Annotated in this window: 24 protein-coding genes and 1 tRNA gene; 9 read left to right on the forward strand and 16 right to left on the reverse strand. The window is 73.2% G+C overall.

What is annotated here, in order from left to right:
- Positions 1-28: 28 nt before the first annotated feature.
- The gene (gene uvrB / locus KPF22_RS18065; protein ID WP_224402761.1) at positions 29-2,266 is read right to left on the reverse strand and encodes an excinuclease ABC subunit UvrB; all 2,238 of its coding nucleotides are present in this window, start codon (positions 2,264-2,266) and stop codon (positions 29-31) included.
- An 81-nt stretch (positions 2,267-2,347) separates the two neighbouring features.
- On the opposite strand from uvrB, the gene KPF22_RS18070 reads away from it, so the two are divergent.
- Entirely contained in the window at positions 2,348-2,872 is a 525-nt protein-coding gene (locus KPF22_RS18070) for a DUF402 domain-containing protein (RefSeq protein ID WP_208823924.1), read from the forward strand.
- 85 nt (positions 2,873-2,957) lie between these two features.
- Here KPF22_RS18070 and KPF22_RS18075 read toward each other — a convergent pair whose 3' ends face one another.
- The 5 genes from KPF22_RS18075 to rpsA form a co-directional block, all read right to left on the reverse strand.
- The gene (locus KPF22_RS18075; RefSeq protein WP_224402762.1) at positions 2,958-3,749 is read right to left on the reverse strand and encodes a hypothetical protein; all 792 of its coding nucleotides are present in this window, start codon (positions 3,747-3,749) and stop codon (positions 2,958-2,960) included.
- A complete protein-coding gene (locus KPF22_RS18080) occupies positions 3,746-4,522 on the reverse strand; it encodes an RNA polymerase sigma factor (protein WP_224402976.1) in 777 nt (258 codons plus the stop codon). The genes KPF22_RS18075 and KPF22_RS18080 overlap by 4 nt, the downstream gene beginning before the upstream one ends.
- Positions 4,523-4,745: 223 nt before the next feature.
- The gene (gene coaE / locus KPF22_RS18085; protein WP_208826915.1) at positions 4,746-5,873 is read right to left on the reverse strand and encodes a dephospho-CoA kinase; all 1,128 of its coding nucleotides are present in this window, start codon (positions 5,871-5,873) and stop codon (positions 4,746-4,748) included.
- A gap of 42 nt (positions 5,874-5,915) precedes the next feature.
- On the reverse strand, positions 5,916-6,716 hold the full coding sequence (locus tag KPF22_RS18090) for a hypothetical protein (protein ID WP_208826917.1): 801 nt from the start codon (positions 6,714-6,716) through the stop codon (positions 5,916-5,918).
- Between the two features lie 237 nt (positions 6,717-6,953).
- Entirely contained in the window at positions 6,954-8,444 is a 1,491-nt protein-coding gene (rpsA, locus tag KPF22_RS18095) for a 30S ribosomal protein S1 (protein WP_208826920.1), read from the reverse strand.
- Between the two features lie 300 nt (positions 8,445-8,744).
- Between rpsA and KPF22_RS18100 the strand changes: the two genes are divergently transcribed.
- A complete protein-coding gene (locus KPF22_RS18100) occupies positions 8,745-9,593 on the forward strand; it encodes a class I SAM-dependent methyltransferase (protein ID WP_208826922.1) in 849 nt (282 codons plus the stop codon).
- A gap of 4 nt (positions 9,594-9,597) precedes the next feature.
- On the opposite strand, the gene KPF22_RS18105 is transcribed toward KPF22_RS18100, so the two are convergent.
- Positions 9,598-10,191 (reverse strand): carbonic anhydrase, encoded by a 594-nt coding sequence (locus tag KPF22_RS18105; protein ID WP_073576984.1) that lies wholly within the window; start codon positions 10,189-10,191, stop codon positions 9,598-9,600.
- Between the two features lie 228 nt (positions 10,192-10,419).
- Here KPF22_RS18105 and KPF22_RS18110 point away from each other — a divergent pair, with 228 nt between their 5' ends.
- The 5 genes from KPF22_RS18110 (at position 10,420) to KPF22_RS18130 (ending at position 15,209) form a co-directional block, all read left to right on the forward strand.
- A complete protein-coding gene (locus KPF22_RS18110; RefSeq protein ID WP_224402763.1) occupies positions 10,420-10,848 on the forward strand; it encodes a hotdog fold thioesterase in 429 nt (142 codons plus the stop codon).
- A 148-nt stretch (positions 10,849-10,996) separates the two neighbouring features.
- A complete protein-coding gene (locus KPF22_RS18115) occupies positions 10,997-12,406 on the forward strand; it encodes a branched-chain amino acid ABC transporter permease (protein WP_224402764.1) in 1,410 nt (469 codons plus the stop codon).
- A 10-nt stretch (positions 12,407-12,416) separates the two neighbouring features.
- Positions 12,417-13,412 (forward strand): branched-chain amino acid ABC transporter permease, encoded by a 996-nt coding sequence (locus tag KPF22_RS18120; protein WP_062402727.1) that lies wholly within the window; start codon positions 12,417-12,419, stop codon positions 13,410-13,412.
- Positions 13,402-14,397: an ABC transporter ATP-binding protein gene (locus tag KPF22_RS18125; RefSeq protein WP_208826448.1), complete on the forward strand. Its 996-nt coding sequence runs from the start codon at positions 13,402-13,404 to the stop codon at positions 14,395-14,397. The genes KPF22_RS18120 and KPF22_RS18125 overlap by 11 nt, the downstream gene beginning before the upstream one ends.
- A complete protein-coding gene (locus KPF22_RS18130) occupies positions 14,394-15,209 on the forward strand; it encodes an ABC transporter ATP-binding protein (RefSeq protein WP_224402765.1) in 816 nt (271 codons plus the stop codon). Before KPF22_RS18125 ends, KPF22_RS18130 begins: the two co-directional genes overlap by 4 nt.
- A 246-nt stretch (positions 15,210-15,455) precedes the next feature.
- Here KPF22_RS18130 and KPF22_RS18135 read toward each other — a convergent pair whose 3' ends face one another.
- The 7 genes from KPF22_RS18135 to KPF22_RS18165 form a co-directional block, all read right to left on the reverse strand.
- A complete protein-coding gene (locus KPF22_RS18135; protein WP_208826450.1) occupies positions 15,456-16,781 on the reverse strand; it encodes an ABC transporter substrate-binding protein in 1,326 nt (441 codons plus the stop codon).
- 355 nt (positions 16,782-17,136) lie between these two features.
- Positions 17,137-17,769 (reverse strand): ANTAR domain-containing response regulator, encoded by a 633-nt coding sequence (locus KPF22_RS18140; protein ID WP_208826452.1) that lies wholly within the window; start codon positions 17,767-17,769, stop codon positions 17,137-17,139.
- A 149-nt stretch (positions 17,770-17,918) separates the two neighbouring features.
- On the reverse strand, positions 17,919-18,074 hold the full coding sequence (locus tag KPF22_RS18145; protein WP_208826454.1) for a hypothetical protein: 156 nt from the start codon (positions 18,072-18,074) through the stop codon (positions 17,919-17,921).
- A 256-nt stretch (positions 18,075-18,330) separates the two neighbouring features.
- A tRNA-Leu gene (locus KPF22_RS18150) sits at positions 18,331-18,407 on the reverse strand.
- Between the two features lie 73 nt (positions 18,408-18,480).
- Positions 18,481-19,191 carry a metallophosphoesterase gene (locus KPF22_RS18155; RefSeq protein WP_208826456.1) on the reverse strand — a complete coding sequence of 237 codons (711 nt, stop codon included), beginning with the start codon at positions 19,189-19,191 and terminating at the stop codon, positions 18,481-18,483.
- Positions 19,188-20,348: a class I SAM-dependent RNA methyltransferase gene (locus tag KPF22_RS18160; RefSeq protein ID WP_224402977.1), complete on the reverse strand. Its 1,161-nt coding sequence runs from the start codon at positions 20,346-20,348 to the stop codon at positions 19,188-19,190. Before KPF22_RS18160 ends, KPF22_RS18155 begins: the two co-directional genes overlap by 4 nt.
- Positions 20,349-20,380: 32 nt before the next feature.
- Positions 20,381-22,462, reverse strand: a complete 2,082-nt coding sequence (locus tag KPF22_RS18165) for an APC family permease (RefSeq protein WP_224402766.1) — start codon at positions 22,460-22,462, stop codon at positions 20,381-20,383.
- Between the two features lie 140 nt (positions 22,463-22,602).
- On the opposite strand from KPF22_RS18165, the gene KPF22_RS18170 reads away from it, so the two are divergent.
- Together KPF22_RS18170 and KPF22_RS18175 are read left to right on the forward strand one after the other, a co-directional pair.
- Positions 22,603-23,265 (forward strand): TrkA family potassium uptake protein, encoded by a 663-nt coding sequence (locus KPF22_RS18170; protein WP_062402712.1) that lies wholly within the window; start codon positions 22,603-22,605, stop codon positions 23,263-23,265.
- Positions 23,265-23,918 carry a TrkA family potassium uptake protein gene (locus KPF22_RS18175; RefSeq protein ID WP_073576990.1) on the forward strand — a complete coding sequence of 218 codons (654 nt, stop codon included), beginning with the start codon at positions 23,265-23,267 and terminating at the stop codon, positions 23,916-23,918. The genes KPF22_RS18170 and KPF22_RS18175 overlap by 1 nt, the downstream gene beginning before the upstream one ends.
- Positions 23,919-23,961: 43 nt before the next feature.
- On the opposite strand, the gene KPF22_RS18180 is transcribed toward KPF22_RS18175, so the two are convergent.
- Together KPF22_RS18180 and KPF22_RS18185 are read right to left on the reverse strand one after the other, a co-directional pair.
- On the reverse strand, positions 23,962-24,741 hold the full coding sequence (locus KPF22_RS18180; protein WP_208826458.1) for a DUF3159 domain-containing protein: 780 nt from the start codon (positions 24,739-24,741) through the stop codon (positions 23,962-23,964).
- A gap of 48 nt (positions 24,742-24,789) precedes the next feature.
- Positions 24,790-25,167 (reverse strand): OB-fold nucleic acid binding domain-containing protein, encoded by a 378-nt coding sequence (locus KPF22_RS18185; RefSeq protein ID WP_020622832.1) that lies wholly within the window; start codon positions 25,165-25,167, stop codon positions 24,790-24,792.
- Positions 25,168-25,389: the final 222 nt, after the last annotated feature.

Raw genomic sequence — 25,389 nt, forward strand, 5'->3', positions numbered from 1 at the left:
CGACCCCGCGCCCCGCCGCGGGACCCGCCTACGACACCCCGGCCGCGTCCATCCCCCGCAGCTCCTTCTTGAGGTCGGCGATCTCGTCGCGGAGCCGGGCCGCCAGCTCGAACTGGAGGTCCCGTGCGGCGGTGAGCATCTGGTCGTTCATCTGCTGGATGAGGTCGGCCAGCTCGGCACGCGGCATGCCCGCCGTGTCCTTCGCCGCCACACCGGAGCTGCCCGCCGCGGCCGGACGGCCCTTCTCCCCCGCCGCCCGCTTGCCGCGTGAGGCGTTGCGGCCCGACCCGCCGACCGGGACGGCCTCGGTGTCCTCGGCCTCGCGGTAGACCTGGTCGAGGATGTCGGCGATCTTCTTGCGCAGCGGCTGCGGGTCGATGCCGTGCTCGGTGTTGTAGGCGACCTGCTTGGCGCGGCGCCGGTCGGTCTCGTCGATGGCGTACCGCATCGAGTCGGTGATCCGGTCGGCGTACATGTGGACCTGGCCGGAGACGTTGCGCGCCGCGCGGCCGATGGTCTGGATCAGTGACGTGCCGGAGCGGAGGAAGCCCTCCTTGTCCGCGTCGAGGATCGCCACCAGTGACACCTCGGGCAGGTCGAGACCCTCGCGGAGCAGGTTGATGCCGACCAGCACGTCGTACTCGCCGGACCGCAGCTGCCGCAGCAGCTCCACCCGGCGCAGGGTGTCGACCTCGGAGTGCAGGTACCGGACCTTGATCCCGAGCTCGAGCAGGTAGTCGGTGAGGTCCTCGGCCATCTTCTTGGTCAGCGTGGTGACCAGGACCCGTTCGTCCTTGGCGGTCCGGTCCCGGATCTCGGCGACCAGGTCGTCGATCTGGCCCTTGGTCGGCTTCACGACGACCTCGGGGTCGACCAGGCCGGTGGGGCGGATGACCTGCTCGACGAACTCGCCGCCGGTGCGGTTGAGCTCGTAGGGGCCCGGGGTCGCGGACAGGTAGACGGTCTGGCCGATCCGGTCGGCGAACTCCTCCCAGGTGAGCGGCCGGTTGTCCACCGCGGAGGGGAGACGGAAGCCGTACTCGACGAGGTTGCGCTTGCGGGACATGTCGCCCTCGTACATGCCGCCGATCTGCGGCACGGTCACGTGCGACTCGTCGATGACCAGCAGGAAGTCGTCCGGGAAGTAGTCGATCAGGGTGGCCGGCGCGGTGCCGGCGCCGCGGCCGTCGATATGGCGCGAGTAGTTCTCGATGCCCGAGCAGAACCCGACCTGGCGGATCATCTCGATGTCGTACTGGGTCCGCATCCGCAGCCGCTGGGCCTCGAGCAGCTTGCCCTGGTTCTCCAGCTGCGCGAGGCGCTCCTCCAGCTCCGCCTCGATGGCGCGCACGGCGCGCTCCATCGCCTCCGGGCCCGCGACGTAGTGCGTCGCCGGGAAGACCTTGATCTCGTCGACCTGCTCGACCTCCTCGCCGGTCAGCGGGTTGAGGTAGTACAGCGCCTCGATCTCGTCGCCGAAGAACTCGATCCGCAGCGCCAGCTCCTGGTAGGCGGGGATGATCTCGACGGTGTCACCCCGGACCCGGAACGTGCCGCGGGTGAAGGACATGTCGTTGCGGGTGTACTGCACGTCGACCAGCAGCCGCAGCAACCGGTCCCGCTCGACCTCCTCGCCGACCCGCAGCGAGACGGACCGGTCGAGGTAGGACTGCGGGGTGCCGAGGCCGTAGATGCACGACACCGAGGCGACCACGACGACGTCGCGGCGGGACAGCAGGTTCATCGTCGCCGAGTGCCGCAGCCGCTCGACGTCGTCGTTGATCGAGCTGTCCTTCTCGATGTAGGTGTCGGTCTGCGCGATGTAGGCCTCGGGCTGGTAGTAGTCGTAGTACGAGACGAAGTACTCGACCGCATTGTTCGGGAGCATCTCCCGCAGCTCGTTCGCCAGCTGCGCGGCCAGGGTCTTGTTCGGCGCCATCACCAGCGTCGGGCGCTGCTGCTGCTCGATCAGCCACGCGGTGGTGGCCGACTTGCCGGTGCCGGTGGCGCCCAGCAGGACCACGTCCTGCTCGCCGGCACGGAGGCGCCGGTCCAGCTCGGCGATCGCGGTCGGCTGGTCACCGGCCGGGACGTGCTCGCTGACCACCCGGAACGGGGCCGTGCTCCGCTCGACCGCACCCACCGGGCGGTGCTCGGAGTGCGCACGCGGGGTGTCCGTCGGGGTGGTGCCCGCGTCCGGGTGTGCCTCGTCCTCCCGGGCACGGGAGTCCGCCGCGCTGCCCGGGACCTCGGTCGCGAATGCCATGACACCAGGGTACGAGCGACCCCCGACACTTTCCCGCCGTGCGCCCCGCCGGATCCTCCGGAGGAGGCAGGATGGGCGACCGTGCACCCGCCCAAGACGCAGACCTTCGACCCCGGACGGGGCGTCCAGATCGACACCAAGGGGACCCACCGCGAGATCGCCACACTGCGCGAGGAGACCTGGGGGCTGTACCTGTCCCGGCCCGTCGTCGCCCGGCCGAACGCCTGGTGGATCGAGACCTGGGTGCTCCCGGAGCTGGGCGTGTGCCTGTCGGACTGGCGGTGGCGGCCGGGGCACGAACGCGACCAGGACGTGTACGTCGACGTCGCCGCGATCACCCGTGAGGGCAGGCGGCTGCACATGACCGACCTCTACCTGGACCTCGTGGTGCGCCGCGGCCGCGGGACCGACGTCATCGACGTCGACGAGTTCGTCGCCGCCGTGGCGCAGGGGCTGGTCGGGACCGACCTGGCCGAGTACGCCCTGGAGCGGTCGCACGCCGTGCTCGACGGGCTGGTCCGCCACGACCACGACCACGTGGCCTGGCTGGCGTCCCTGGGGATCGACCTGGGCCCGCGGGACCGGCCGGAGGACGCTCGGGACTGACCGTCGCCATCGACCGGTGACGGCGGCCGGTCCGTGCGGCGCGCCCGGGGCACCGGCCGGCCGCGGCCGGACCGGCCCGGGTGGGTCAGAGCGCGGAGGACTGCGCCGGGCCGAGGCCGACGGCGCTGGTCGAGGTCTCCGGCGTCGTGGTCCCGGTGGTGGTCGTCGGGTCAGGCGAGGTGGTGGTCGGCGCGGCCGAGTTGGTCGTCGTCGGGACCGGGTCGGTCGTCGGCTCCGGGGTGCCCTCGTCGGTCGGCTTCGGCGTCGAGGTCTCCGGCGGCGGAGTCGTCGTCACCGGCGGCTTCGTCGTGGTCGGCGGCGTCGTCGTGGTGGGCGGCGGAGGCGTCGTCGGCTCCGGCGAACCCTCGTCGGTCGGCCGCGGCGGGGTCGTGTGCGGCGGCGGGGTCGGCTGACCGCCGCCGGTGGGCGGCGGCGGGACCACCGGCGCGCCGGGGGTGCCGGGCGCGGGGGCGGGACCGGGTGCGGGGGCGGCGGGCGAGCCGCCACCACCGGGCAGCGCGCCGCCCTGGGTCGCCGCGACGGTCGGGTCGAACGCCGGCGGGAGACCGCCCTGACCACCGGTGGCGCCACCGGCGCCGCCGGTCTCGACCGGCTCCGGGGTCGGGCCGCTCTCCTGCGGCGCGGCGATGGCGAAGGGCGGGCCGACGAAGCTGCCGCCGGGTGCGGCCGCGGTCGCGACGGCGGTGATCCCGCCCAGCGACCCGACGGTGAGCACCGCCGCGGCCGCGGCCGAGGTGGCCCGGCGCGCACCGGCGGCGCGGGAGATCACGTCGTCGACGGCCGGCAGCGGCACCGCCGCCGCCAGGACGTCGTCGAGCCGGTGGAACTCCCGGTCGATGTCGGCGAACCCGTTCATACCCGTCCCCCCTCGGTGGCGGGTGGGTACCCGCCACGCAGGTCGTACAGCGGCGCCCCGTGACCCGGCGGCGGTCCCCCGACCGCGCCACCCGCCGGTCCGATGATCTCCTCCAGCACCTCGGCCATGCCCTCGGTCACGACCTCGCGACCGCGGACGAGCCGGCGCCGCACCTCGTGCTCGGTGACCCGCTCGAGCTCGGCGACCGCGCCGGTCGACAGGCCCGCCATGTGGTGCAGCACCACGGCCCGGCGGTCGACGGGTGCGAGCCTCCCGAGCGCCTCCAGGAGCGCCCCGGTGCGCGGGTCGGTCTCCTCCGGCGACGGCCTGCGACGGCGGCGCAGGATCCGCCCCCGCATCGACGTGCGGATCGCGACCCGCCGGACCCAGCCGACGGCCGCGTCCTCGTGGTCCGGGCCCGCGGGCTCGGCGCGCAGCGCGGCCCAGCGCCGCCAGGCCCGCGAGTAGGCGTCCTGCACGGCGTCGTGCGCGTCGTGCGGGTTGAGCGTGATCGCGTAGAGCTGCGCGACCAGGCGCGGGTAGTGCGTCTCGAGGTGTGCGCCGAAGTCCGCACGGAGCTCGCCGTGCGGGAGCGTGCGGTGCTGCTGGACGACCGCGCCGCTGATCGGCGGGGCCTCGTACTCGGCGCCGGTCCACGCGTCGCGGTCGAGCGCGCCCGGCTCCGGCGCAACGCCGTACTCGTCCGTGTGGGGGAAAGCGGGCGCGCGCTCGGGCTCGGCGAACTCGCCGTCCGCCCCGGAACGCTGGGCCACTGTGCTCAACCCCGTGTCCTCTCGTCGCCGTCACCGGACCCTGCGGTCCGGTGCCGATCACCCCGGTGACCGGCCCGATCGACGGGTACCCGCAGGTACCGCGGCCGATCCGGGCAGGAGCACCCTCTGCCCCGCCTGATCGACCAACGAGCGTGCGGCGTTACAGAAACGGGTTCGGCGCGACCCGATCGTCACGTTCCGCGTGATCTGCGTCCCGGGACGCTCAGCCGTTCGGGTCGGATCGCCACGCTGCCGTGTACGCACGGTAGTGACGCGGGTCCGGGTCGTCGGCGTGCCGTTCCGCCGCCGCACGCTTGTGCGCGGCGTAGCCGGCACGGGCGGTCGCGTCGGCGCGCAGCCGGTCCCGCAGCTCGATCGCGTGCCGCCAGGCGGGCGAGCCGTGCACCCGCACGGCCACCACGGCGGCCCGCCCCGGGTCGGCCGAGCGGTGCACCCGAACCGTGCCCGTGGTCTCCTCCGGGGCGGCGGTGTCGACCGGGAACCCGGCCGCGACCAGGGCATCGGTGACCGTCACGGCATCGGCGGGCGACTCCACCGCGAGCTGCAGGTCGAGCACGTCGCGGGCGGGGAGCCCCGGGACGGCCGTCGACCCGACGTGGTCCACCCCGCGGCCGGAACCGCCCGCGGCGACCGCGACCCGCTCGGCGAGCCGGTGGGCCTGCGCCGCCCAGTCCGGGTCGTGCTCGACGAGCCGGGGCGGCCCGTCCGCGGCCGGGCGGCCCGTGCGCAGGTTCTCCTCGAACCCGGCGAGCCGCCCGTCCCACAAAGCGTCCACCCGGCGACGGGTGTCGTCCGGCTCCCCCGAGTTGTCCAGCCAGACGTCGGCGGCGGCGCGGCGCTGCTCGTCATCGGCCTGGGCGGCGATCCGGGCCCGGGCGTCCTGCTCGCTCATCCCGCGCGCGGACACCAGCCGCCGGACCCGCTCCTCGGCGTCCACCCCGACCACGACGACCAGCGGGAACGCCGGAGCCATACCGCCCTCGACGAGCAGTGGGATGTCCTGCACGACGATCGCGTCCGCCGGGGCGGCGGTGATGAGCTCGTCGGACCGGGCCCGCACCAGCGGGTGCACGATGCCGTCGAGGGTGCGCCGTGCCCCGGCGTCGGAGAAGACGACGGCGGCGAGGGCGGGCCGGTCGAGCCGGCCGTCGGCGTCGAGGACGTCCCGGCCGAAGGCCTCGACGATCGCCGCCAGCCCCGCGGTGCCCGGTTCGACGACCTCACGGGCGATCACGTCGGAGTCGACCAGCACCGCCCCGCGTTCGACCAGTCGCGTCGCGACCGTCGACTTGCCCGCACCGATCCCGCCGGTCAGCCCTGTCCGCAGCACGTGATCACCGTAGCGGGCCGTGCCGGGGCGTCCCGGCCGCGCTCAGGTGGTGCCGCGTGCGTTGCCCGCGGCACCGGTGCCGGCCTGCGGGGCGGGCGCCGGCGGTGCGGCGGGCGTCGGCCGCGCGGACGGCGGCTGCGTCGGCGTCAGCGCCGGGATGATGCGCTGGGCCAGGTCGGGCAGGGTCTCGGCCGCGGACCGGGTCTGCCCGGGAGCGGCCACCGGCAGGATGAACGTCAGCGTGTCGACGCCGTAGACCAGGGCGAGGGTGGTCTCGTCCGGCCGTTCGACGAGGACGCCGGGGACCGAGCCGACGGTGATGTCACGCGAGGCGGTGGCCGAGCCGCGCTCGGCGTTGGTGTTGAGCTGCCACTGACGGGTCGCGGACGCGGTGTCGCCGTAGCGGCCGATGTTGAGCTGGAACAGCACCGGGCCGGAGTTGCGCGCCCCGCCGAAGGCCTGGGCCTGGCCGCCCGCGCGGTAGGTGCAGGCGGTGCGCTCGGTGCGGTTCACCGACGCCTCGGGGACGCCGCGGACCGACTGGACCGACACCGACCCCAGGACCTGCCCGAACAGCGCTCCGGCCTGCTCGGGGTCCATCAGCTGCGCGCAGTCGGTGGGCAGCGCGATCGGGATCGGTCCCCGCCCTGCCTGGGCGGCGCCGGACTGCTCGGCCGGGAACGTCGGGACCGCGATCCCGGTGTCCCCGGACGCCGTGCCGCATCCGGCGAGGACCGCGGTGAGCAGGACGCCCGCGAGTGCGGACCGCCCGCGACGCAGGAACGTGCGGTCGTGGGACAGGGACTCGCCGGAACGCGTCCGGCGGACGGTACGGCCGGCCATGCACCCAATCTAGGCCGACCCGAAGATCGACTCCGGACCGGTGCGCGCGCCGTGACCAACCGCAGCCGAACCGTGATCTGCACCTGGCGTGTCCGCTCTGACACGCCGGGCGACGTGAACGGGCGTCGACCGGGACCCGTAGGGCCCCCGGAAACGGGCCGGGCCCCGGTGACCGTGACGGTCACCGGGGCCCGGTGTGGTGCAGTCGCCGGTCCGCGTGGGACCGGCACGGGACCGTCAGGCCCCGCCGGAGAGCTTCTCGCGCAGAGCGGCGAGCTGCTCGTCGCTGGCGAGCGAGCCACCCGACTCGGCCTGGCCACCGCCACCGCCGGTCGAACGGTCGTCGTCACCGCCGGAGGAGTAGTTCGCCGGCGCGATGTCGTCGCCGCCCTCCGCCTCGGCCTCGGCGGCCTTGCGGATCTGCGCCATGTGCTGGTCGTAGCGGGCCTGCGCCTCGGCGTACTGCTTCTCCCAGGCCGCGCGGGCCTCGTCGAAGCCTTCCTTCCAGTCGCCGGAGTCGACGTCGAAGCCCTCGGGGTAGATGTAGTTCCCCTGGTCGTCGTACTCGGCGGCCATGCCGTAGCGGGTCGGGTCGAACTCGGTGTCGACCGTCATGCCCTCGTTGGCCTGCTTCAGCGACAGCGAGATGCGACGGCGGTCGAGGTCGATGTCGATGACCTTGACCATCGCGTCGTCGCCGACCTGGACGACCTGCTCCGGGATCTCGACGTGGCGCTCGGCCAGCTCGGAGATGTGGACCAGGCCCTCGATGCCCTCCTCGACGCGGACGAACGCGCCGAACGGGACGAGCTTGGTGACCTTGCCCGGCACGATCTGGCCGATCGCGTGGGTCCGGGCGTACAGGCGCCACGGGTCCTCCTGGGTCGCCTTCAGCGACAGGGAGACGCGCTCGCGGTCCAGGTCGACGTCGAGGACCTCGACGGTGACCTCCTGGCCGACCTCGACGACCTCGCTCGGGTGGTCGATGTGCTTCCAGGACAGCTCGGAGACGTGCACCAGGCCGTCGACCCCGCCCAGGTCGACGAACGCACCGAAGTTGACCACCGAGGAGACGACGCCCTTGCGGACCTGACCGCGCTGCAGCTGGTTGAGGAACTCGCTGCGGACCTCGGACTGGGTCTGCTCGAGCCAGGCACGGCGGGACAGGACCACGTTGTTGCGGTTCTTGTCCAGCTCGATGATCTTGGCCTCGATCTTGCGGCCGACGTACGGCTGCAGGTCCCGCACGCGGCGCATCTCGACCAGCGAGGCCGGGAGGAAGCCGCGGAGCCCGATGTCCAGGATCAGGCCGCCCTTGACGACCTCGATGACGGTGCCCTCGACCGGCTCGTCGGCCTCCTTGAGCGCCTCGATCGTGCCCCAGGCGCGCTCGTACTGCGCACGCTTCTTGGACAGGATCAGCCGGCCCTCCTTGTCCTCCTTCTGGAGGACGAGGGCCTCGACGAACTCGCCGACCTCGACGACCTCGGCGGGGTCGACGTCGTGCTTGATCGACAGCTCGCGCGAGGGGATGACGCCCTCGGTCTTGTAGCCGATGTCGAGCAGGACCTCGTCACGGTCGACCTTGACGATGGTGCCCTCGACGATGTCGCCATCGTTGAAGTACTTGATCGTCTGGTCGATGGCGGCGAGGAAGTCCTCCTCCGACCCGATGTCGTTGATAGCGACCTGCGGCGTGGTCGGGGCGGCGGTGGTGTCGGTGGACATGTAGTGAGGTGCTCCGATGGATTTCTCTGGCATGGTCGGCCCGGTCGGCTCTGCTGCAGCAGTGCGCCCCGGTTCTGGTACGTGTAGCTGTGACGTTGTAACAGTCACCCTCTGGCGTCGATTCCCGTGGTCGGGAACATCGGTGCACGGACGTCCGCGAGACCGGCGCTGGAGTGGCGCCGCGCGGTCGGCCGACACGTTGACCACGGTGCGGGAAGAATGCTACGCGGCCCGCAAACCCCCCGGCAATGCGGGTCCGCCATCCGCGAGCGCGCACGGGCTTGCGACGATCGGGTGGTCATGAGCAGCCGCGACGAGTACTTCTCCGCCGAGGACGCCGTGGGGACCGCCGGTGTCGCCCGGCGCCGCGTCGGCAGCGCCGAGTCCGAGGCGGCCGGGCGCCGCTGGTGGGACGCCGACGCCGACGACTACCTGGCCGAGCACGGTTCCGACATCGGCGACGAGGCGTTCGTCTGGTGCCCGGAGAACCTGCACGAGGACGAGGCGGGCCTGCTCGGCCCGCCCGCCGACCTCGCCGGGAAGCGGGTGCTGGAGGTGGGCGCGGGCTCCGCCCCGTGCAGCCGGTGGCTGGCCCGCCGCGGGGCGCACCCGGTCGCGCTCGACGTCTCCGGCGGGATGCTGCGTCACGCGGCCCGGCTGAACGACGCGCTCGGGCTGCCGGTGCCGCTCGTGCAGGCCGGCGCCGAGCACCTGCCGTTCGCCGACGCCACGTTCGACCACGCCTGCTCGGCGTTCGGGGCGATCCCCTTCGTCGCCGACCCGGGCCGGGTCATGCGCGAGGTGCACCGGGTGCTGCGTCCCGGCGGGCGCTGGGTGTTCGCGGTGAACCACCCGATGCGCTGGGTCTTCCCCGACGACCCCGGCGAGCAGGGGCTCACCGTCGTCCAGTCCTACTTCGACCGGACCCCGTACCTGGAGGTGGACGGCGACGGCCGGGCCACCTACGTCGAGCACCACCGCACGCTCGGCGACCGGGTGCGCGACGTCGTCGCCGCCGGCCTGGTGCTCGACGACCTGGTCGAGCCGGAGTGGCCGGAGGGCCACGAGCGGGTGTGGGGACAGTGGTCGCCGCTGCGCGGCGCGCTGTTCCCCGGCACCGCGATCCTCGTGACCCACCGGCCGGGCTGAGCCGTCAGACCTCGAGGACCGCGCCGGTCTCCAGGTCGTAGCGCGCACCGATGATCGTGAGGTGGTTGTTGCAGACCGCCCCCGACAGCGACGGGTCGGAGGTCAGCTGCGCGACGACCCGGCGGACGTTGGCGTCGACCGCGCCGGCCACGGCGCCCTCGCCCTCCCCCTCGCACACCGGGACGATGTCGCCGACCAGCGCGCCCAGCGTCGACGGCGCCGGCGCGGGCTGCCCGGCGGCGACCGACACGGCCGCCTTCACCGCGCCGCACTGGGAGTGGCCGAGCACCACCAGCAGCGGGATGCCCAGCGCCCCGGCGCCGAAGGCCAGCGTGCCGAGCACCGCGTCGTCGACGACCTGACCGGCCGTCCGCACCACGAACAGGTCTCCCAGCCCCAGGTCGAACACCAGCTCCGCCGGGACGCGGGAGTCCGAGCAGGAGAGGATCATCGCGGCCGGCGTCTGCCCCGCCACGGCGGCGGCGCGCTCCTCGGCGGACCGTCGCGGGTCCTCGCGCTCGTCGCGCTGCCAGCGCCCGTTGCCCTCCAGCATCATCTGCCACGCCTGGGCCGCGGTCGGCCTGCTGTCGTTCGCCATAGGGTCTCCCTCGGTCGGCTTCTCACCGACCAAGATCGGCGAACGGGTCCGCGCGGGCAAGCATGCACGCCGCTGCGCCCCTCCCGTGTGACGAGACCCGCACGGCCGGCGGCCCGGAGCGTCCCGAGCCACTCCGCCCGGCCGGTGGCCGGGTCGTGGCGGGCACCGGCGACCGGGGCCACGGGGCGCCACGTCGTCCCGGGCCGCGGCGCGTCGTAGGGTCGGCGGGTGCCGATCACCCCCGACCAGCTGCCGGAGCTGAGCTCCGAGCACGCCGACGAGCAGCTCACCGACCGGATGGGCATCGAGATCCTCAAGGCCGACCTCGACGAGGTCGTCGGCCGGATGCCGGTCGCGGGCAACCGCCAGCCCTACGGGCTGCTGCACGGCGGCGCCAGCGGCGTCCTCGCCGAGACCCTCGGGTCGACCCTGTCCGCGATGCACGCGCTGCCCGAGCGGTTCCCGGTCGGGCTGGAGCTGGCCTGCACCCACCACCGTTCCGCCACGTCCGGCTGGGTCACCGGGACCGCGCGGCCGATCCACGTCGGGCGGTCCACCTCGACCACCGAGATCGTCCTCGTCGACGACGACGGCCGCCGCGTCTGCACCGCGAAGCTGACCTGCCTGCACCGCGACACACGACCGCCGGTGACCTGACGCTCGCCCTGCGACACCGTCGCGTTACGTCTCGGCTACGTCCTGGTCCGAGACGTCCGTACCAGTTCTCTCCTCGGCTACGTTCGCCCCCATCACCCATCAGGGTGTCGCACAGAGTCGTGTCCGACGACCCCATCGAGGACGAACGTTGTCACCACCCCCGCTCCCGCGCCGACCGCGCGCCGACCGCGCGGCCACCCCGCCCGACGGTGCGTCCCGGCCCTCCCCGATCCCCACGACCGCCCGGTGGCTGGTGGGCCTGCTCATCACCCTGCTGGGCGCGCTCGCCCTGTCCGGGACGGCCGCCGCGGCGACCGCTCCCGCCGGCCCCGTACCGGCCTCCCCCGGTGCCGTCGCCCCGTTCCAGCAGGCGGACGGCATCGACGTCAGCGGCACGCTGCGGGACCAGAACGGTCAGCCGCTGCCGAATGTGCGCATCACCGCCGAGCGCGACGGTGCGCCGGCCGGTGAGACCCGTTCCGGGGCCAACGGCCGCTGGACCCTGACGGTCCCCGGCGCGGGCTCGTACCTGTTCCGGCTCGACGAGGCCTCGCTGCCGCCCGGCACCGAGGTCCTGCAGGGCGAGACCACCCGCGAGGTGACCGCCGGATCGCTGAACACCGTGGTGTTCCGCTTCGGCGCCGAGGTCGAGGGCACCGCCACCGGCGGGTTCGCGACCTTCCTGCGGCTGCTCGTCGACGGGATCCGGTTCGGTCTGGTCATCGGCATCTCGGCGGTCGGCCTGTCGCTGATCTTCGGCACGACCGGCCTGACGAACTTCGCACACGGCGAGATGGTCACCATCGGTGCCGTCATCGCCTGGTTCATCAACGTCGGCGGCGGCGTGCAGCTGATCCCCGCGACGATCGTCGCGATGCTCATCGGCGCCCTGCTGGGCGCCGCGAACGAGCTCGGCATCTGGCGGCGGCTGCGCCGGCGGGGCGCCGGGCTGATCGCCCAGCTCGTCGTCTCCATCGGCCTGTCGATCGCACTGCGCTACCTCGTACTGATCATCTTCGGTGGCCGGTCGGAGTCCTTCGCCGACTACACCGGGCAGACCGTCCGCAACTACGGCCCGGTCGCGCTGACCGACAAGGACCTGTCGGCCATCGTGATCGCGGTCGTCGTCCTCGTCGCGGTCGCGCTGCTGCTCCAGAAGACCCGGATCGGCAAGGCCATGCGCGCGGTGTCCGACAACCGGGACCTCGCCGCGTCGTCGGGCATCGACGTCGACCGCGTGGTGCTGTTCGTCTGGATGCTCGGCGGGGCGCTGGCCACCCTCGGCGGCGTGCTGTTCGCGCTGTCGGAGCTGTCCTCCACCGTCCAGTACGAGATGGGCTTCCGCCTGCTGCTGCTGATGTTCGCCGGCGTGATCCTCGGCGGCCTCGGCACCGCCTACGGCGCACTGCTCGGCTGCCTGATCGTCGGCGTCCTGGTGCAGCTGTCGACGCTGGTGCTGCCGCTGGACCTCAAGTACCTGGGCGGGCTGGCCGTGCTGATCGTGATCCTCGTGTTCCGGCCGCAGGGCCTGCTCGGGTCCCGGGCACGGATCGGCTGAGGGGGCGGACATGATCGACTTCGGACAGCTCCTCACGGTCGGGCTCTCGCAGCTGATCGGCCCCTCGGCCATCTTCTTCGCGCTGCTGGCCCTCGGCCTCAACATCCACTTCGGCTACACCGGGCTGCTCAACTTCGGCCAGATCGGCTTCGCGCTGGTCGGCGCCTACGGCATGGGCATCTCGGTCGCGAACTACGGCGCCCCGCTCTGGCTGGGCGTCCTCATCGGCATGGCCTGCGGGGTCGCGCTCGCCCTGGTGCTCGGCATCCCGACGCTGCGGCTGCGCGCGGACTACCTGGCGATCGTCACGATCGCGGCGTCGGAGATCCTGCGGCTGATCACCCGGTCGACCTCGCAGACCGGGTTCACCGGCGGCACCCAGGGCCTCACCGGGTTCGCCGACTCCTTCGCCCGCGCCAACCCGTTCGGCACCGGCACCTACGATTTCGGGGTGCTGTCGCTGCGGGGGCCGGACCTCTGGTCGATCCTCGTGGGCTGGACGGTCGTCGGGCTGTGCGTGCTCCTCACCTGGCTGCTCGTGCGCAGCCCGTGGGGCCGCGTGCTCAAGGCGATCCGGGAGGACGAGGACGCCGCCCGCGCGCTGGGCAAGAACGTCTTCGCCTACAAGATGCAGGCGCTCGCCCTCGGCGGGGTGTTCGGTGCGCTGGGCGGCATCGTGTTCGCCCTGGCGACCCAGTCGCTGACGCCGGACTTCTACTCGCCGCCGCAGACCTTCTTCGCCTACGCCGCGCTCATCCTGGGCGGCGCGGGACGGGTCTTCGGCCCGGTGGTCGGCGCGATGGCGTTCTGGTTCCTCCTGTCGGTCGCCGACGCGTTCCTGCGCCAGGCGACGGCCGGGGAGTCGCCGCTGCTGCCGTTCATCTCCTCCCAGGACGTCGGCGCGATCCGCTTCGTGCTCGTCGGCCTGTTCCTGGGGCTCATGATGGTGTTCCGACCACAGGGCATCTTCGGACGCCGCAGGGAGGTGCTGGGCGATGGCCGCTGAGGACACGACCCCCGACCCGACCGTGACCGACCCGGCCCGCACGCTGACCGGCGTCGCCCCGGAGCCGGGCGTCGCCAAGCCGGACCCGGTGCTCACCGTGGACGGCGTGACCCGGACGTTCGGCGGCCTGAAGGCCGTGGACGTCGCCCACCTGGAGTTCCAGCGCGGCGCCATCACCGGCCTCATCGGCCCCAACGGCGCCGGGAAGACGACCCTGTTCAACCTGCTGACCGGCTTCGACCGGGCCGACACGGGCTCCTGGATCTACGAGGGCAGCCCGCTGCAGAAGCTGCCGCCGCACCGGGTGGCCCGTAAGGGCGTCGTCCGCACGTTCCAGCTCACCAAGGCCCTCGCGGGCATGACGGTGCTGGAGAACATGAAGCTCGGCGCGGTCGGGCAGCGCGGCGAGAGCTTCCTCGGCGCGCTGTTCACCGGCTGGGGCGCGCAGGAACGGCGGATCACCGAGCAGGCCCGCGAGCTGCTGGCCCGCTTCAAGCTCGACACCAAGGCCGAGGACCTGGCCGGGTCGCTGTCCGGCGGGCAGCGCAAGCTGCTCGAGATGGCGCGGGCCCTGATGATGGACCCGAAGGTCGTCATGCTCGACGAGCCGATGGCCGGGGTGAACCCGGCGCTCACCCAGAGCCTGCTGGGGCACGTGAAATCGCTGCGCGACGAGGGCATGAGCGTCGTGTTCGTCGAGCACGACATGGACGTCATCCGGGACATCTCCGACTGGGTCGTCGTCATGGCCCAGGGGCAGGTGATCGCGGAGGGTCCGCCCTCGGCGCTGTCGTCGAACCAGGCCGTCGTCGACGCCTACCTCGGTTCGCACCACGACCAGGTCCTCGAGTTCGACGAGCACGGCAACCCGGTCGGGCAGACCGCGGAGATCGTCGCCGAGATGGAGGCCGCCGAGATCGAGGGCGCCCTCGCCGACGACGGCACCGGTCCGGCCCGCCCGGATCAGGAGGGGAAGCGCACATGAGCGAGCAGGCACCCGGTGCCGACCGGGCCATGACACCGGAGCAGGCCGCCACCCCGGAGGTCCACCGCGCGCTCGCCGAGGGCGCCGTGCTGCGGGTCGACACCCTCGTCGCCGGGTACGTGCCGGGCGTCGACATCCTGACCGGCAGCGACTTCTTCCTCCGCGACGGCGAGATCGTCGGCATCATCGGGCCCAACGGCGCCGGCAAGTCGACGCTGCTGAAGGCCATGTTCGGGCTGATCCCCGTGCGCAGCGGCACGGTCCGGCTGCGCGACGCCGAGATCACCGGGGCCAAGGCGCACGCCCTGGTCACCAAGGGGCTCGGCTACGTCCCGCAGCGCGACAACGTGTTCCCCTCGCTCTCGATCGAGGAGAACATGCAGATGGGCGTGTTCCTCCGGCCGAAGACGTTCGCGAGCCGCTTCGACGTCGTCGCGGACCTGTTCCCGATGCTGGGGCAGCGCCGGAAGATCAAGGCGGGGTCGTTGTCCGGCGGTGAGCGCCAGATGGTCGCGATGGGGCGGGCCCTGATGATGGAACCGTCGGTGCTGCTGCTCGACGAGCCGTCGGCGGGCCTGTCCCCGATGCTCCAGGACGAGGTGTTCGTCCGTTGCAAGCGCATCAACGCGGCCGGGGTCTCGGTCATCATGGTGGAGCAGAACGCGCGTCGCTGCCTGCAGATCTGCGACCGCGGCTACGTGCTCGACCAGGGCCGCGCGGCCTACACGGCGGGTGGCCGCGACCTGCTGAACGACCCGAAGGTCATCGAGCTGTACCTGGGGACGCTGGCCGGCAGCAGCGAGAAGAAGTGACCTGACGCGCCGGTCCCGCGACGGCCCCGCCCCCACCCACGGGGGCGGGGCCGTCGTGTTCCCGCCGCCGGTCCACCGGGGCCACCGCGCCGGTGCGTTCCGGGTGCCGCCGGGGCGTCGTGCCCTGCGTCGCGCCGGGTGCCGGGCCGGTGCATCGTCCCGGTGGGGCGCGGCCGGTCCCGGGGACGACGAGGGGGCGGGCCGTGGCGGCCCGCCCCCTCGTGTCGGTGCGTGTGGTGCGGTGTGTCAGCCCTGGGCGCCGACCCGGACGTAGGTGGTCGCCGCCTCGTCGATCTTGTTCTGGGCGTTGAACGTCTGGACCCCGTACGACCCGGATCCCGGCTCACCGGCGTCGGTGAAGTCGAGCGTCCCGGTGGCGCCGTCGTAGTCGACGTCACCGCCCCGGTCGAGGATCGCCTTGCAGCCGGCGAAGTCGGTGCACTTCTCGCCGTCCTTGGTGATCCCGTTGATCTGGGTCGCGATGTCCGCGCCGTTGGTCGACTTCGCGGCCTCGGCGGCCAGCGCCGAGACCACGACGGCGTCGTAGGACTCGGCCGCGTAGTTGAAGTCGGTCAGGCTCGGGTCCTGCGCGGTGAGCCGCTGCCGGAAGTCACCCGACAGCTCGGTGAGCGGCAGGGTGCCCTTCATCCCGTTCAGCAGGCCGGCGGGCAGTCCCTCGCCCAGGGCGTTGCCCATGTTGCCGTCGGTGCCGTACACGGCCTTCTGGGCCGGTCCGATCTGCACCTCGCTCATGCGCGACAGGATCCGCTTGGACTCGTCGAAGCCGATGACCGCGACGGAGTCCGGGTTGAACTGGGCGACCTGGTCGATCTCGGGGTTGAACGACGCCGCGTTCGGGTCGTAGATGATCTTGGTGATCTGGTCCTGCGGGATGCCGGCGGAGACCAGGTTGCGCTCGGCGCTGTCCGCCAGGCCCGAGCCGTACGGGTCGTTGCGGGCGAGCAGCGCCACCCGCTGGCCACCGTCGGAGGTGATCAGCTGCGCGAGCGCCTGCCCCTGCAGGACGTCCGGCGGCGCGGTCCGGAAGTACAGGCCGCGGTCCTGCCAGCAGGTGAACTCGTCGGAGGTGTTGGCCGGCGAGAACTGGACGACACCCGCACCGGTGATCTTGTCGATGACCAGCTTCGACACACCCGACGCGGCGGCACCGACGATGACCTGCGTCCCGGCGCCGAGCTGCCGGTCGACGGTCTGGTTCGCGATGTCGGTGGTGTCGTCACCCGAGTCACCGCGCAGGTGCTGGACCGGGTTGCCGAGGACTCCCCCGGCGGCATTGATCTCCTTGACCGCCACGTCGACCCCCGCGAACTCGGGCGGACCGAGGAACGCCAGGCTCCCGGTCTCCGGCAGCAGGGAGCCGATCTTCAGCGGCGCGGTGCTGGGGTTGCCGGTGGCCTGTGCCTGCGGCGGGGTGCATGCCTGCCCCGCGGCGGCGGGCTCCTCCGAGCCGCCGGTGGCCCCGCCGGAACCGGTGTCCCCGCCACCGCATCCGGCCAGTACCAGCGACGCCGCCCCGGCGAGGGCGGCGAGTCGCCACGTCGTTCGCGTCATTCGAATCCCCTTCGGTTCTCCGCCCGCCCGAAGCAGCGCGGGAGGATGGCGGAAAAGTAGTACGCCCGAACCAGGAAAGGGGACACCGTCACCACTCGTGACAGGAATGTGATCCGCGGACACCAGCGTGACACAAGTGGATCTTTTCCGGTGCCCGGACGGCCACATTCGGTAACCGGAATTGTCTCGTGACGCATCGGAACGGGGGGCACCGGTCCCGTCGACGGACCGTCGGCCCTCCGGGCCCGGCAGGGTGGCCCGCCCGCCGGCACGGACGACGCCGGCCCCGCCGCGCGGTGCGCGGCGGGGCCGGAACGACGGTGCCGGGCGGCGGTGGTCGACCGCCGCCCGCGCCTCAGGAGGACTTGGCCGGGGCCAGCCCCTCGACGACCGCCTCGGCGACGGCCTTCATGGTCGTCCGGCGGTCCATCGCGGTCCGCTGGATCCAGCGGAAGGCCTCCGGCTCGGACATCTTCTGCGCGGTCATGAGCAGGCCCTTGGCCCGGTCGACGACCTTGCGGGTCTCGAACCGCTCGTTGAGCGAGGCGACCTCGTCCTCGAGCGCCTTCTTCTCGGCGAACCGGGAGACGGCGAGCTCGATGGCCGGGACCAGCTCGTGCCGCGCGAACGGCTTGACCAGGTAGGCCATGGCGCCGGCGTCGCGGGCGCGCTCGATCAGCTCGCGCTGGCTGAACGCGGTCAGCATGACCACCGGCGCGATCTTCTCCTCGACGATGGTCGACGCCGCCTCGATGCCGTCCTTCCTGGGCATCTTGACGTCCATGATCACCAGGTCGGGCCTCAGCTCGCGGGCCTGGGTGATGGCGGCCTCGCCGTCGCCGGCCTCGCCGGCGATGCGGTAGCCCTCCTCGGAGAGCATCTCGGCCAGGTCCATGCGGATCAGCGCCTCGTCCTCGACGACCAGCACCCGCCACCCGGGCTGCGGGCCGTCCTCGGCCGGCTTCTCTGCGGGAACGTTGTCGGTCACCGGAGAACTCCTTCATCGGTCAGTGGGGTGTCCGGAGCGCCCACGCTACCGGCGGTATGGGTGCACAGCCGAACCACTTCGGCCTTTCGTGTGCGGAAACACGATCCGGCGACCGCATTACCCGTCCGATCGGGCAGGACCGGCGGTGCTCACGTCGTCGGGCCGATCGCGGCGTCCGGGGCGGCGACGGCGTCACGGCACGCGACCGACGGTGAGGTCGCGTGCGCCGGCCGGTGTGCGATCCCCGGCCGGTCCCCGGCGAGCCGCACGATGTCGTCGGAGGTGGTGTCGAGGGATCGGCGCACAGTGGCGTACTCGCGCAGGGAACCGTCGGACCGGCGGGCCCGGACACGGTTCGTGGCGCGACCGTCGTCGGACGGGGGACAAGCCGCGCGGGGAGCGGTCGGGGTGGGCGTCGACGATGTGGCGCCGCCATTGCCGAGCCGGACCGGGGGGTGTGCCTACCACGTCCACCCGGAGGAACATGCAGGCCAGACGGCGAAGGCACCCCGGGACGCGGCGCCCGGAGCCGTGGGCCGACACGTCGGGCGGATCGGCGAATGGTGCCCCCGGTGGGATTCGAACCCACACTGTACGGTGTTTGAGACCGCTTTCTCTGCCAGTTGGAATACGAGGGCGAAAGCAATTCACTGCATTCTGTGGTGAACCGATCCTAGCGGGTTCCGGGCAACCCGCGGCAGCCGACCCGCCTCACACCGGCCAGCTCAGGAACCTGCTGCGCGGCGGCCCGTCCCCGAGCACGTGCAGCACCCCGCCCGGCGCCGGGACGGGGTCGCTCCCCCCGGTCCCGGGCACGTCCGGCCAGCGCAGGGCGGGCGCCACCGACGGGGCGACGACGAGCGGGTGCCCGGCGAACGTCGTCGCCAGCGGGGTGTGGACGTGCCCGCACACCACCAGCGTCGGGTCGCGGCGCGCGGCGAGCAGGGCCTCGAACACACCGGCCTCGACCAGCCGCATCCCGTCGAGGACCGGGTGCCCGACCGCGACCGGCGGGTGGTGCAGGGCGACCAGCAGCGGCGCGGGGTCCCGGACGGCCTCGGCGAGCAGGGCGACCGCGGCGTCGGACAGCGCACCGTGCGGCGCCCCGGGGACGAGGGTGTCGAGCAGCGCGACGGTGGTCCCGCCGGTGCGGTGCAGCCGGTCGCCCACCGGTCCGACGGCGTCGGCCATCGCGGCGCGGTCGTCGTGGTTGCCGGGCACGTGCAGCGCGCCGAGGCCGTCGAGCAGCCGTGCGGCGGAGGAGTAGGACTCGGGGGCGCCGTCGTCGGCGAGGTCGCCGGTGACGAGCACGACGTCCGGCGCCGGGTCCAGCGCACGGACCCCTGCGACGGCGCGGGCGGCCCGGCCGTCGGTGTCCGGGCGGCCGAGGTGCAGGTCCGACAGCTGGACGACGGTGGTCACCGCGGGATCGGCTCCAGCAGGGCGGCCGCCTCCATGTGGTGGGTCATCGGGAACGCGTCGAACGCCCGCAGCGCGGCGGTGCGGTACCCGGCGGCGGCGAACAGCGACAGGTCCCGGGCCAGCGCGGCCGGGTCGCAGGCGATGTGCACGATCCGCTGCGGGGCGCGGGCGGCGAGGTCGCGCACCGCGGCCTTCCCGAGCCCGGCGCGCGGCGGGTCGGTGACCACGACGTCGGGGTCGGGGCCGAGCCGGCTGATCTCGCGCTCGGCCCGGCCGCGGACGAACTGGACCTGCGGCAGGTCGGCGAGCGCGGAGGCACCGTCGGCGACCGCGGACGCGGCGGACTCGACGACCAGCACGGTCCCCGACTCCCCCACCTGGTCGGCGAGGACCGAGCCGAGCAGCCCGACGCCGCCGTAGAGGTCCCAGGCGACGCCGCCGGTGGGGGCGCCGGCCCAGTCGCGTACGACGGACGCGAGGGTGTCCGGCAGCGCCGGGTGGACCTGCCAGAACGTGCCGGCCGACAGCTCCCAGGTGCGGTCCGCGGCGTGCACGGTCGCGCCGGAGCCGACCCGGGCGGCGCCGTCGCCGACGACGGTGACGTCGAGCTCGGAGTCGGGCCGGAAGCGGCGCTCCAGCACCGGCGGCAGCGCGCCGGCCGGGACGAGCGGGCAGTCGCCGATCTCGCACACGTCGTGGCTGCGGTGGGCGCGCAGGCCGGGGACACCGTCGTCGTCGACGGCCAGCCGGACCCGGGTGCGCCAGCCGAGCGGACCGCCGGGGAGCTCCTCGACCTCGACGGCGGCGAGGTCGGCGGTGGCGACGACCGCGGCGCCGGCGCCGAGACGCTCCAGCTGCTCGCGCAGGACCGTCGTCTTCAGGGCGCGCTGGGTGGCGTGGTCGGTGTGCTGGAAGTCGCAGCCGCCGCAGCCCCCGGGACCGGCCCACGGGCAGGCGGGCTCGACCCGGTCCGGGGACGCCTCCAGCACGGCGACGGCGTCGGCGCGGCAGAACGCCCCGCCCGGGTCGTCGGTGACCACCGCACGGACCAGCTCACCGGGCAGTGCGTGCCGGACGAACACGACCCGGCCACCGTCCCCGTCGCGGGCCACGCAGTGGCCGCCGTGCGCGACGGGGCCGACCCGCAGCTCCAGCATGCGGTCGGTCCAGTCGGTCGCCGTGTCGGCGTTCACCGGTTCTCCTTCCTCGTCACCCGGGGTGCGGACGGGGTGCCGCCACCCGTACCGACGCCCGCGCCGTCGCGGCGTTCGCCGGGTAGCTGCTCCATACCCGGGTAGCCGCGCCGGGACGCCCCCGGCGCCTGCAGCGGCGACAGCGCCCGTGTGCGCGACGACGACGGCAGCTGCCACGGCACGCTGGTCACCATCACCCCCGGCTGGAACAGCAGCCTCGACTTGAGCCGCAGTGCGCTCTGGTTGTGCAGCACCTGCTCCCACCAGTGTCCGACGACGTACTCCGGGATGTAGACGGTGACGACGTTGCGCGGGGAGTCGCTGCGGATGCGCTTGACGTAGTCCAGCACGGGCCGGGTGATCTCCCGGTAGGGCGACTCGACGACCTTCAGCGGGACCGGCAGGTTCCGCTTGTGCCACTGCTCGACGAGCTTCTTGGTCTCGGAGTCGTCGACGTTGACCGTGACCGCCTCGAGGATGTCCGGGCGGGTCGCGCGGGCGTAGGCCAGCGCCCGCAGGGTCGGCTTGTGCAGCGTCGAGACCAGGACGACGGCGTGGTTGCGCGAGGGCAGGACGTCGTCGGACTCGTCGGCGACCAGCGCGGCGGCGACCCGGTCGTAGTGGAGCTGGATCATCCGCATCAGCACGAAGAACCCGCCCATCGCGACGATCGCGATCCAGGCGCCGAGGGCGAACTTCGTGACGAGCACCGTGACCAGTACGACGCCGGTCATGCAGGCACCGAACCCGTTGATCGACTGGGCGCGGCGCATCCGGCGGCGTTCGGACGCCGAGGGGTCCAGCGCGAGCTCCCGGTTCCAGTGCCGGACCATCCCGGCCTGGGACAGCGTGAACGACACGAACACGCCGACGGTGTAGAGCGGGATGAGCCGGGTGACCTCGGCCTGGAACCCCACGACCAGCAGGATCGCGAACAGCGCGAGCGCGACGATGCCGTTGGAGAACGCGAGCCGGTCGCCACGGGTGTGCAGCTGACGGGGCAGGTAGCGGTCCTGGGACAGGATCGAGCCCAGCACCGGGAAGCCGTTGAACGCGGTGTTCGCGGCGAGGACCAGGATCAGCGCCGTCATCACGATGACGAAGAAGTAGCCCGGCGGGAAGTTGTCGAACACGGCGTCGGCGAGCTGGGCGATCATGGTGTGCTGCTCGTAGCCGGGCGGCGCGTCGGGGAACTGGCGCGCCGGGTCCTCGGCGATCTGGACGTGGGTGAGCTGGGCCAGGGCGATCAGCCCCATGAACAGCGACACCGACATCACGCCGAGCAGCAGCAGCGTGGTGGCCGCGTTCCTCGACTTCGGCTTGCGGAAGGCGGGCACGCCGTTGGAGATCGCCTCGACACCGGTCAGCGCGGCGGCGCCCTGGGTGAAGCTGCGCAGCACGAGCAGCACGAGCGCCAGGCCGGTGAACGCGTCGCCCTCGGCGACCAGGTGCAGGTCGGCACTCTCCGCCCGCACGGAGTCGCCGAGGATCAGCACCCGGGTCAGGCCCCAGATGATCATCGTCGCGACGCCGATGACGAAGGCGTAGACCGGGACCGCGAAGGCCGCGCCGGACTCGCGGATGCCACGCAGGTTGACCGCGGTGAGGACGACGATCGCCGACACCGCGAACAGCACCTTGTGCTCGGCGACGAACGGCACCAGCGCGCCGATGTTGGCCGCGGCCGCGGAGATCGAGACCGCGACGGTGAGGGTGTAGTCGACGAGCAGGGCGCTGGCGACGGTCAGCCCGGCGTTCTTGCCGAGGTTCACCGTCGCGACCTCGTAGTCACCCCCGCCGGAGGGGTAGGCGTGGACGTTCTGCCGGTAGCTGGCGACGACCGTCAGCAGGACGACGACGACGGCGAGACCGATCCACGGCGACATCGCGTAGGAGGCGACACCGGCGACCGACAGGGTCAGGAAGATCTCCTCGGGGGCGTAGGCGACCGACGACATGGCGTCGGAGGCGAACACGGGGAGGGCGATCCGCTTCGGGAGCAGGGTGCTGGTCAGGCGGTCGCTGCGCTGCGGTCGTCCGACCACGAGCCGCTTGAGAGCGACGGCGAGCTTGGACACGGGGCGCAGCCTATGCCCCCGCTCCGTTGCGCTTCGCGATAGCGTTCACTCCGCGTCGTCGGCGTCCGCGTCGCCGTGCGTACAGAAGGAACGAACCGTACATCCCGGGCTCCCCACCCGGCGGAAGGATCCCTGACGCCATGCACGTCGTGATCATGGGATGTGGCCGCGTCGGCGCGTCCCTGGCCTCGGGCCTGGAGCGGCTCGGCCACGAGGTCGCGGTGATCGACCGCGACCCCCAGGCCTTCCGCAGGCTCGGCCCGGACTTCCGCGGGCGCCAGGTCGTCGGTTTCGGCTTCCACCGCAGCGTCCTCGACGAGGCCGGGCTGGAGTCGGCCGACGCGTTCGCCGCCGTCTCCTCCGGGGACAACTCCAACATCATCGCCGCCCGGGTGGCGCGCGAGAGCTACGGCGTCGGCAAGGTCGTCGCCCGGATCTACGACGCCAAGCGTGCCGCGGTGTACGAGCGCCTGGGCATCCCGACGGTCGCGACGGTCCCGTGGACGACCGACCGGCTGCTGCGCATGCTGCTGCCCGACGGCGTCGCCACCGCCTGGCGCGAGCCCACCGGCACCGTGGCCGTCCTGCCGCTGCCGCTGCACGGGGACTGGGTGGGGCGCCCGATCCGCGACCTGGAGCGGGCGACGAGCTCGCGGGTCGCGTTCATCGTGCGGTTCGGCACCGGGGTGCTGCCGACCAAGGACACCACCGTGCAGCACGAGGACACCGTCTACGTGGCGGCGGTCTCGGGCACGGTCAGCGACGTGACGGCGGCCGCCGCGGCGCCGCCCGAGGAGGACTGATGCGGGTCGCGATCGCGGGGGCGGGCGCCGTCGGGCGGTCCATCGCGCTGGAGCTGGTCGAGTCCGACCACCGGGTCATGCTGATCGAGCGCGAGCTGACCCACATCGACCCGAACGCCGTCCCCGAGGCCGAGTGGGTGCACGCCGACGCCTGCGAGCTGTCCTCGCTGGAGGACGCCGGCATCGAGGGCTGCGACGTCGTGATCGCCGCGACCGGCGACGACAAGGTCAACCTGGTGGTCTCGCTGCTGGCGAAGACCGAGTTCGGGGTCCGTCGGGTGGTGGCCCGGGTGAACGACCCGCGCAACGAGTGGCTGTTCGGCGAGAACTGGGGCGTCGACGTCGCGGTGTCGACGCCGCGGCTGCTGGCGGCGCTGGTCGAGGAGGCCGTCGCCGTGGGTGACCTGGTGCGGCTGCTGACGCTGCGCCAGGGGCAGGCGAACCTCGTCGAGGTGACGCTGCCCGAGGACACCCCGCTGGCCGGACGGCCGGTGCGGGTGCTGGAGCTGCCGACGGACTCGGCACTGGTGACGATCCTGCGCGGCGGCCGGGTGATCGTGCCCCAGCCCGACGACGCCCTGGAAGGCGGCGACGAGCTGCTGTTCGTGGCGACGACGGCGGTCGAGGAGGACATCCGCGCCGCCCTCATGTGACCCCGCCCGGGACCGGCGCGCGGGCGTCGCGCGCCGGTACGGGTCAGGCGGTCGCGGTGCGGGCGCGCTCGGCGCGGCGCACGATGAGGATCGTGGCCAGGATCGCGACACCGGTGAGCGGGTAGCCCATCGCGAGCCGCGCGACGCCCAGCCAGGTCTCGGAGTCGGCCAGGTACAGCCCGCCCTGTACGACGACCTTCGCGAGGAAGGTCGTCGCCCACACCGCGGTGGCCCAGCCGTAGGCACGGACCAGGTGGGGGTCCCGGCGCCACTCGGTGCCGTGTCCGTTGATGCCGTGCCAGATCACCCCGGCCAGCGGCCAGCGGGCGATGATCGAGACCAGCGCGACGATCCCGAGGGCGCCGCTGTAGAGCAGACCGGGCAGGTAGAAGCCGCGGGCCTCGCCGGTCCGGCTCGCGACGAGCGCGCACACCCCGACGCCGAGCAGGCCGGAGATGGCCGGCATCACCGGGTCGCGCCGGACCAGCCGCCAGAGCAGCACCAGCACCCCGGCGCCGAGCGCGGCGTACAGCGCGGTCCGCAGGTCGCCCAGGACGTTGGCGACGACGAACACCACGACCGGGATCGTCGAGGCGACGATCCCGGTGACCCCGCCCATCTGCTCGAGCAGGGTGGGGGTCGGAGCCCGCCCGCCCGCGTCCGTCGCCGGTGCCGCCGCGGGCCCGGTCCGCTCCGGCTCGGGCCCGGCGGCGTGCGCCGGTGCCGTCACCGGCCGGCCGAGGGGCGCGGTCCGGTCCTGCGGGTCCACGTCGGGGACACGCGGGATCCGGGTGGTCGGGGCGTCGTGGTGGTGGTCGTTCAAGCCGGTCCGATCCGTCGGCTCAGGAGCAGACCGCGAGGGTCCCGCGGGTCACTGCGCCTGGCAGATCTCGTAGTACGGGTTGTAGAGCACCTTGCGACCGTCGCGGACCGAGATCCGTCCACGGACCCGCATGGTGCGCCCGGCCTCGATGCCGGGGATGCTCCGCCGGCCCATCCAGACCAGGGTGACGCCGTCGGTGCCGTCGAACAGCTCGGCCTTCAGCGTGGCGTCGGCGCTCTGCGGACAGAGGTCGACGCTGCGGATCCGGCCGAGCATCGTGACCTCCTCGCCGCAGGCGCAGTCGCGGGCCGGGCGTGCCCCGGTCTCCTCGACGTCCTCGGCGAGATCGCGCGCGTCGAGCTCGTCGACGTCGCTGGTGAGTTTGCGGAGCATCCGGCGGAACGCTCCGCCATCCGTGCTGCCCATGTCTCTCCTCGGCCCGCATCCGGTACCGGCCCGGGGTCACCGGACCCTCCGGTGACCCGCACTCGCGTGGCGACCCGACAGGGTGTCGTGGTGGCGCCGAGAGCGTAACGCGCGGACGCTCCGGTTTGTGCCCGTGGCGGCCCTGACCTCCCGGTCGCCGCCCCGCCGACCGGTTCCCGGGCCGCGCCCGGTGGTCGGTGGGCAGGCGCGGGCCGGGCGTAC

It is taken from the genome of Pseudonocardia sp. ICBG1034 (assembly GCF_020131375.1).
Lineage (GTDB): Bacteria > Actinomycetota > Actinomycetes > Mycobacteriales > Pseudonocardiaceae > Pseudonocardia > Pseudonocardia alni.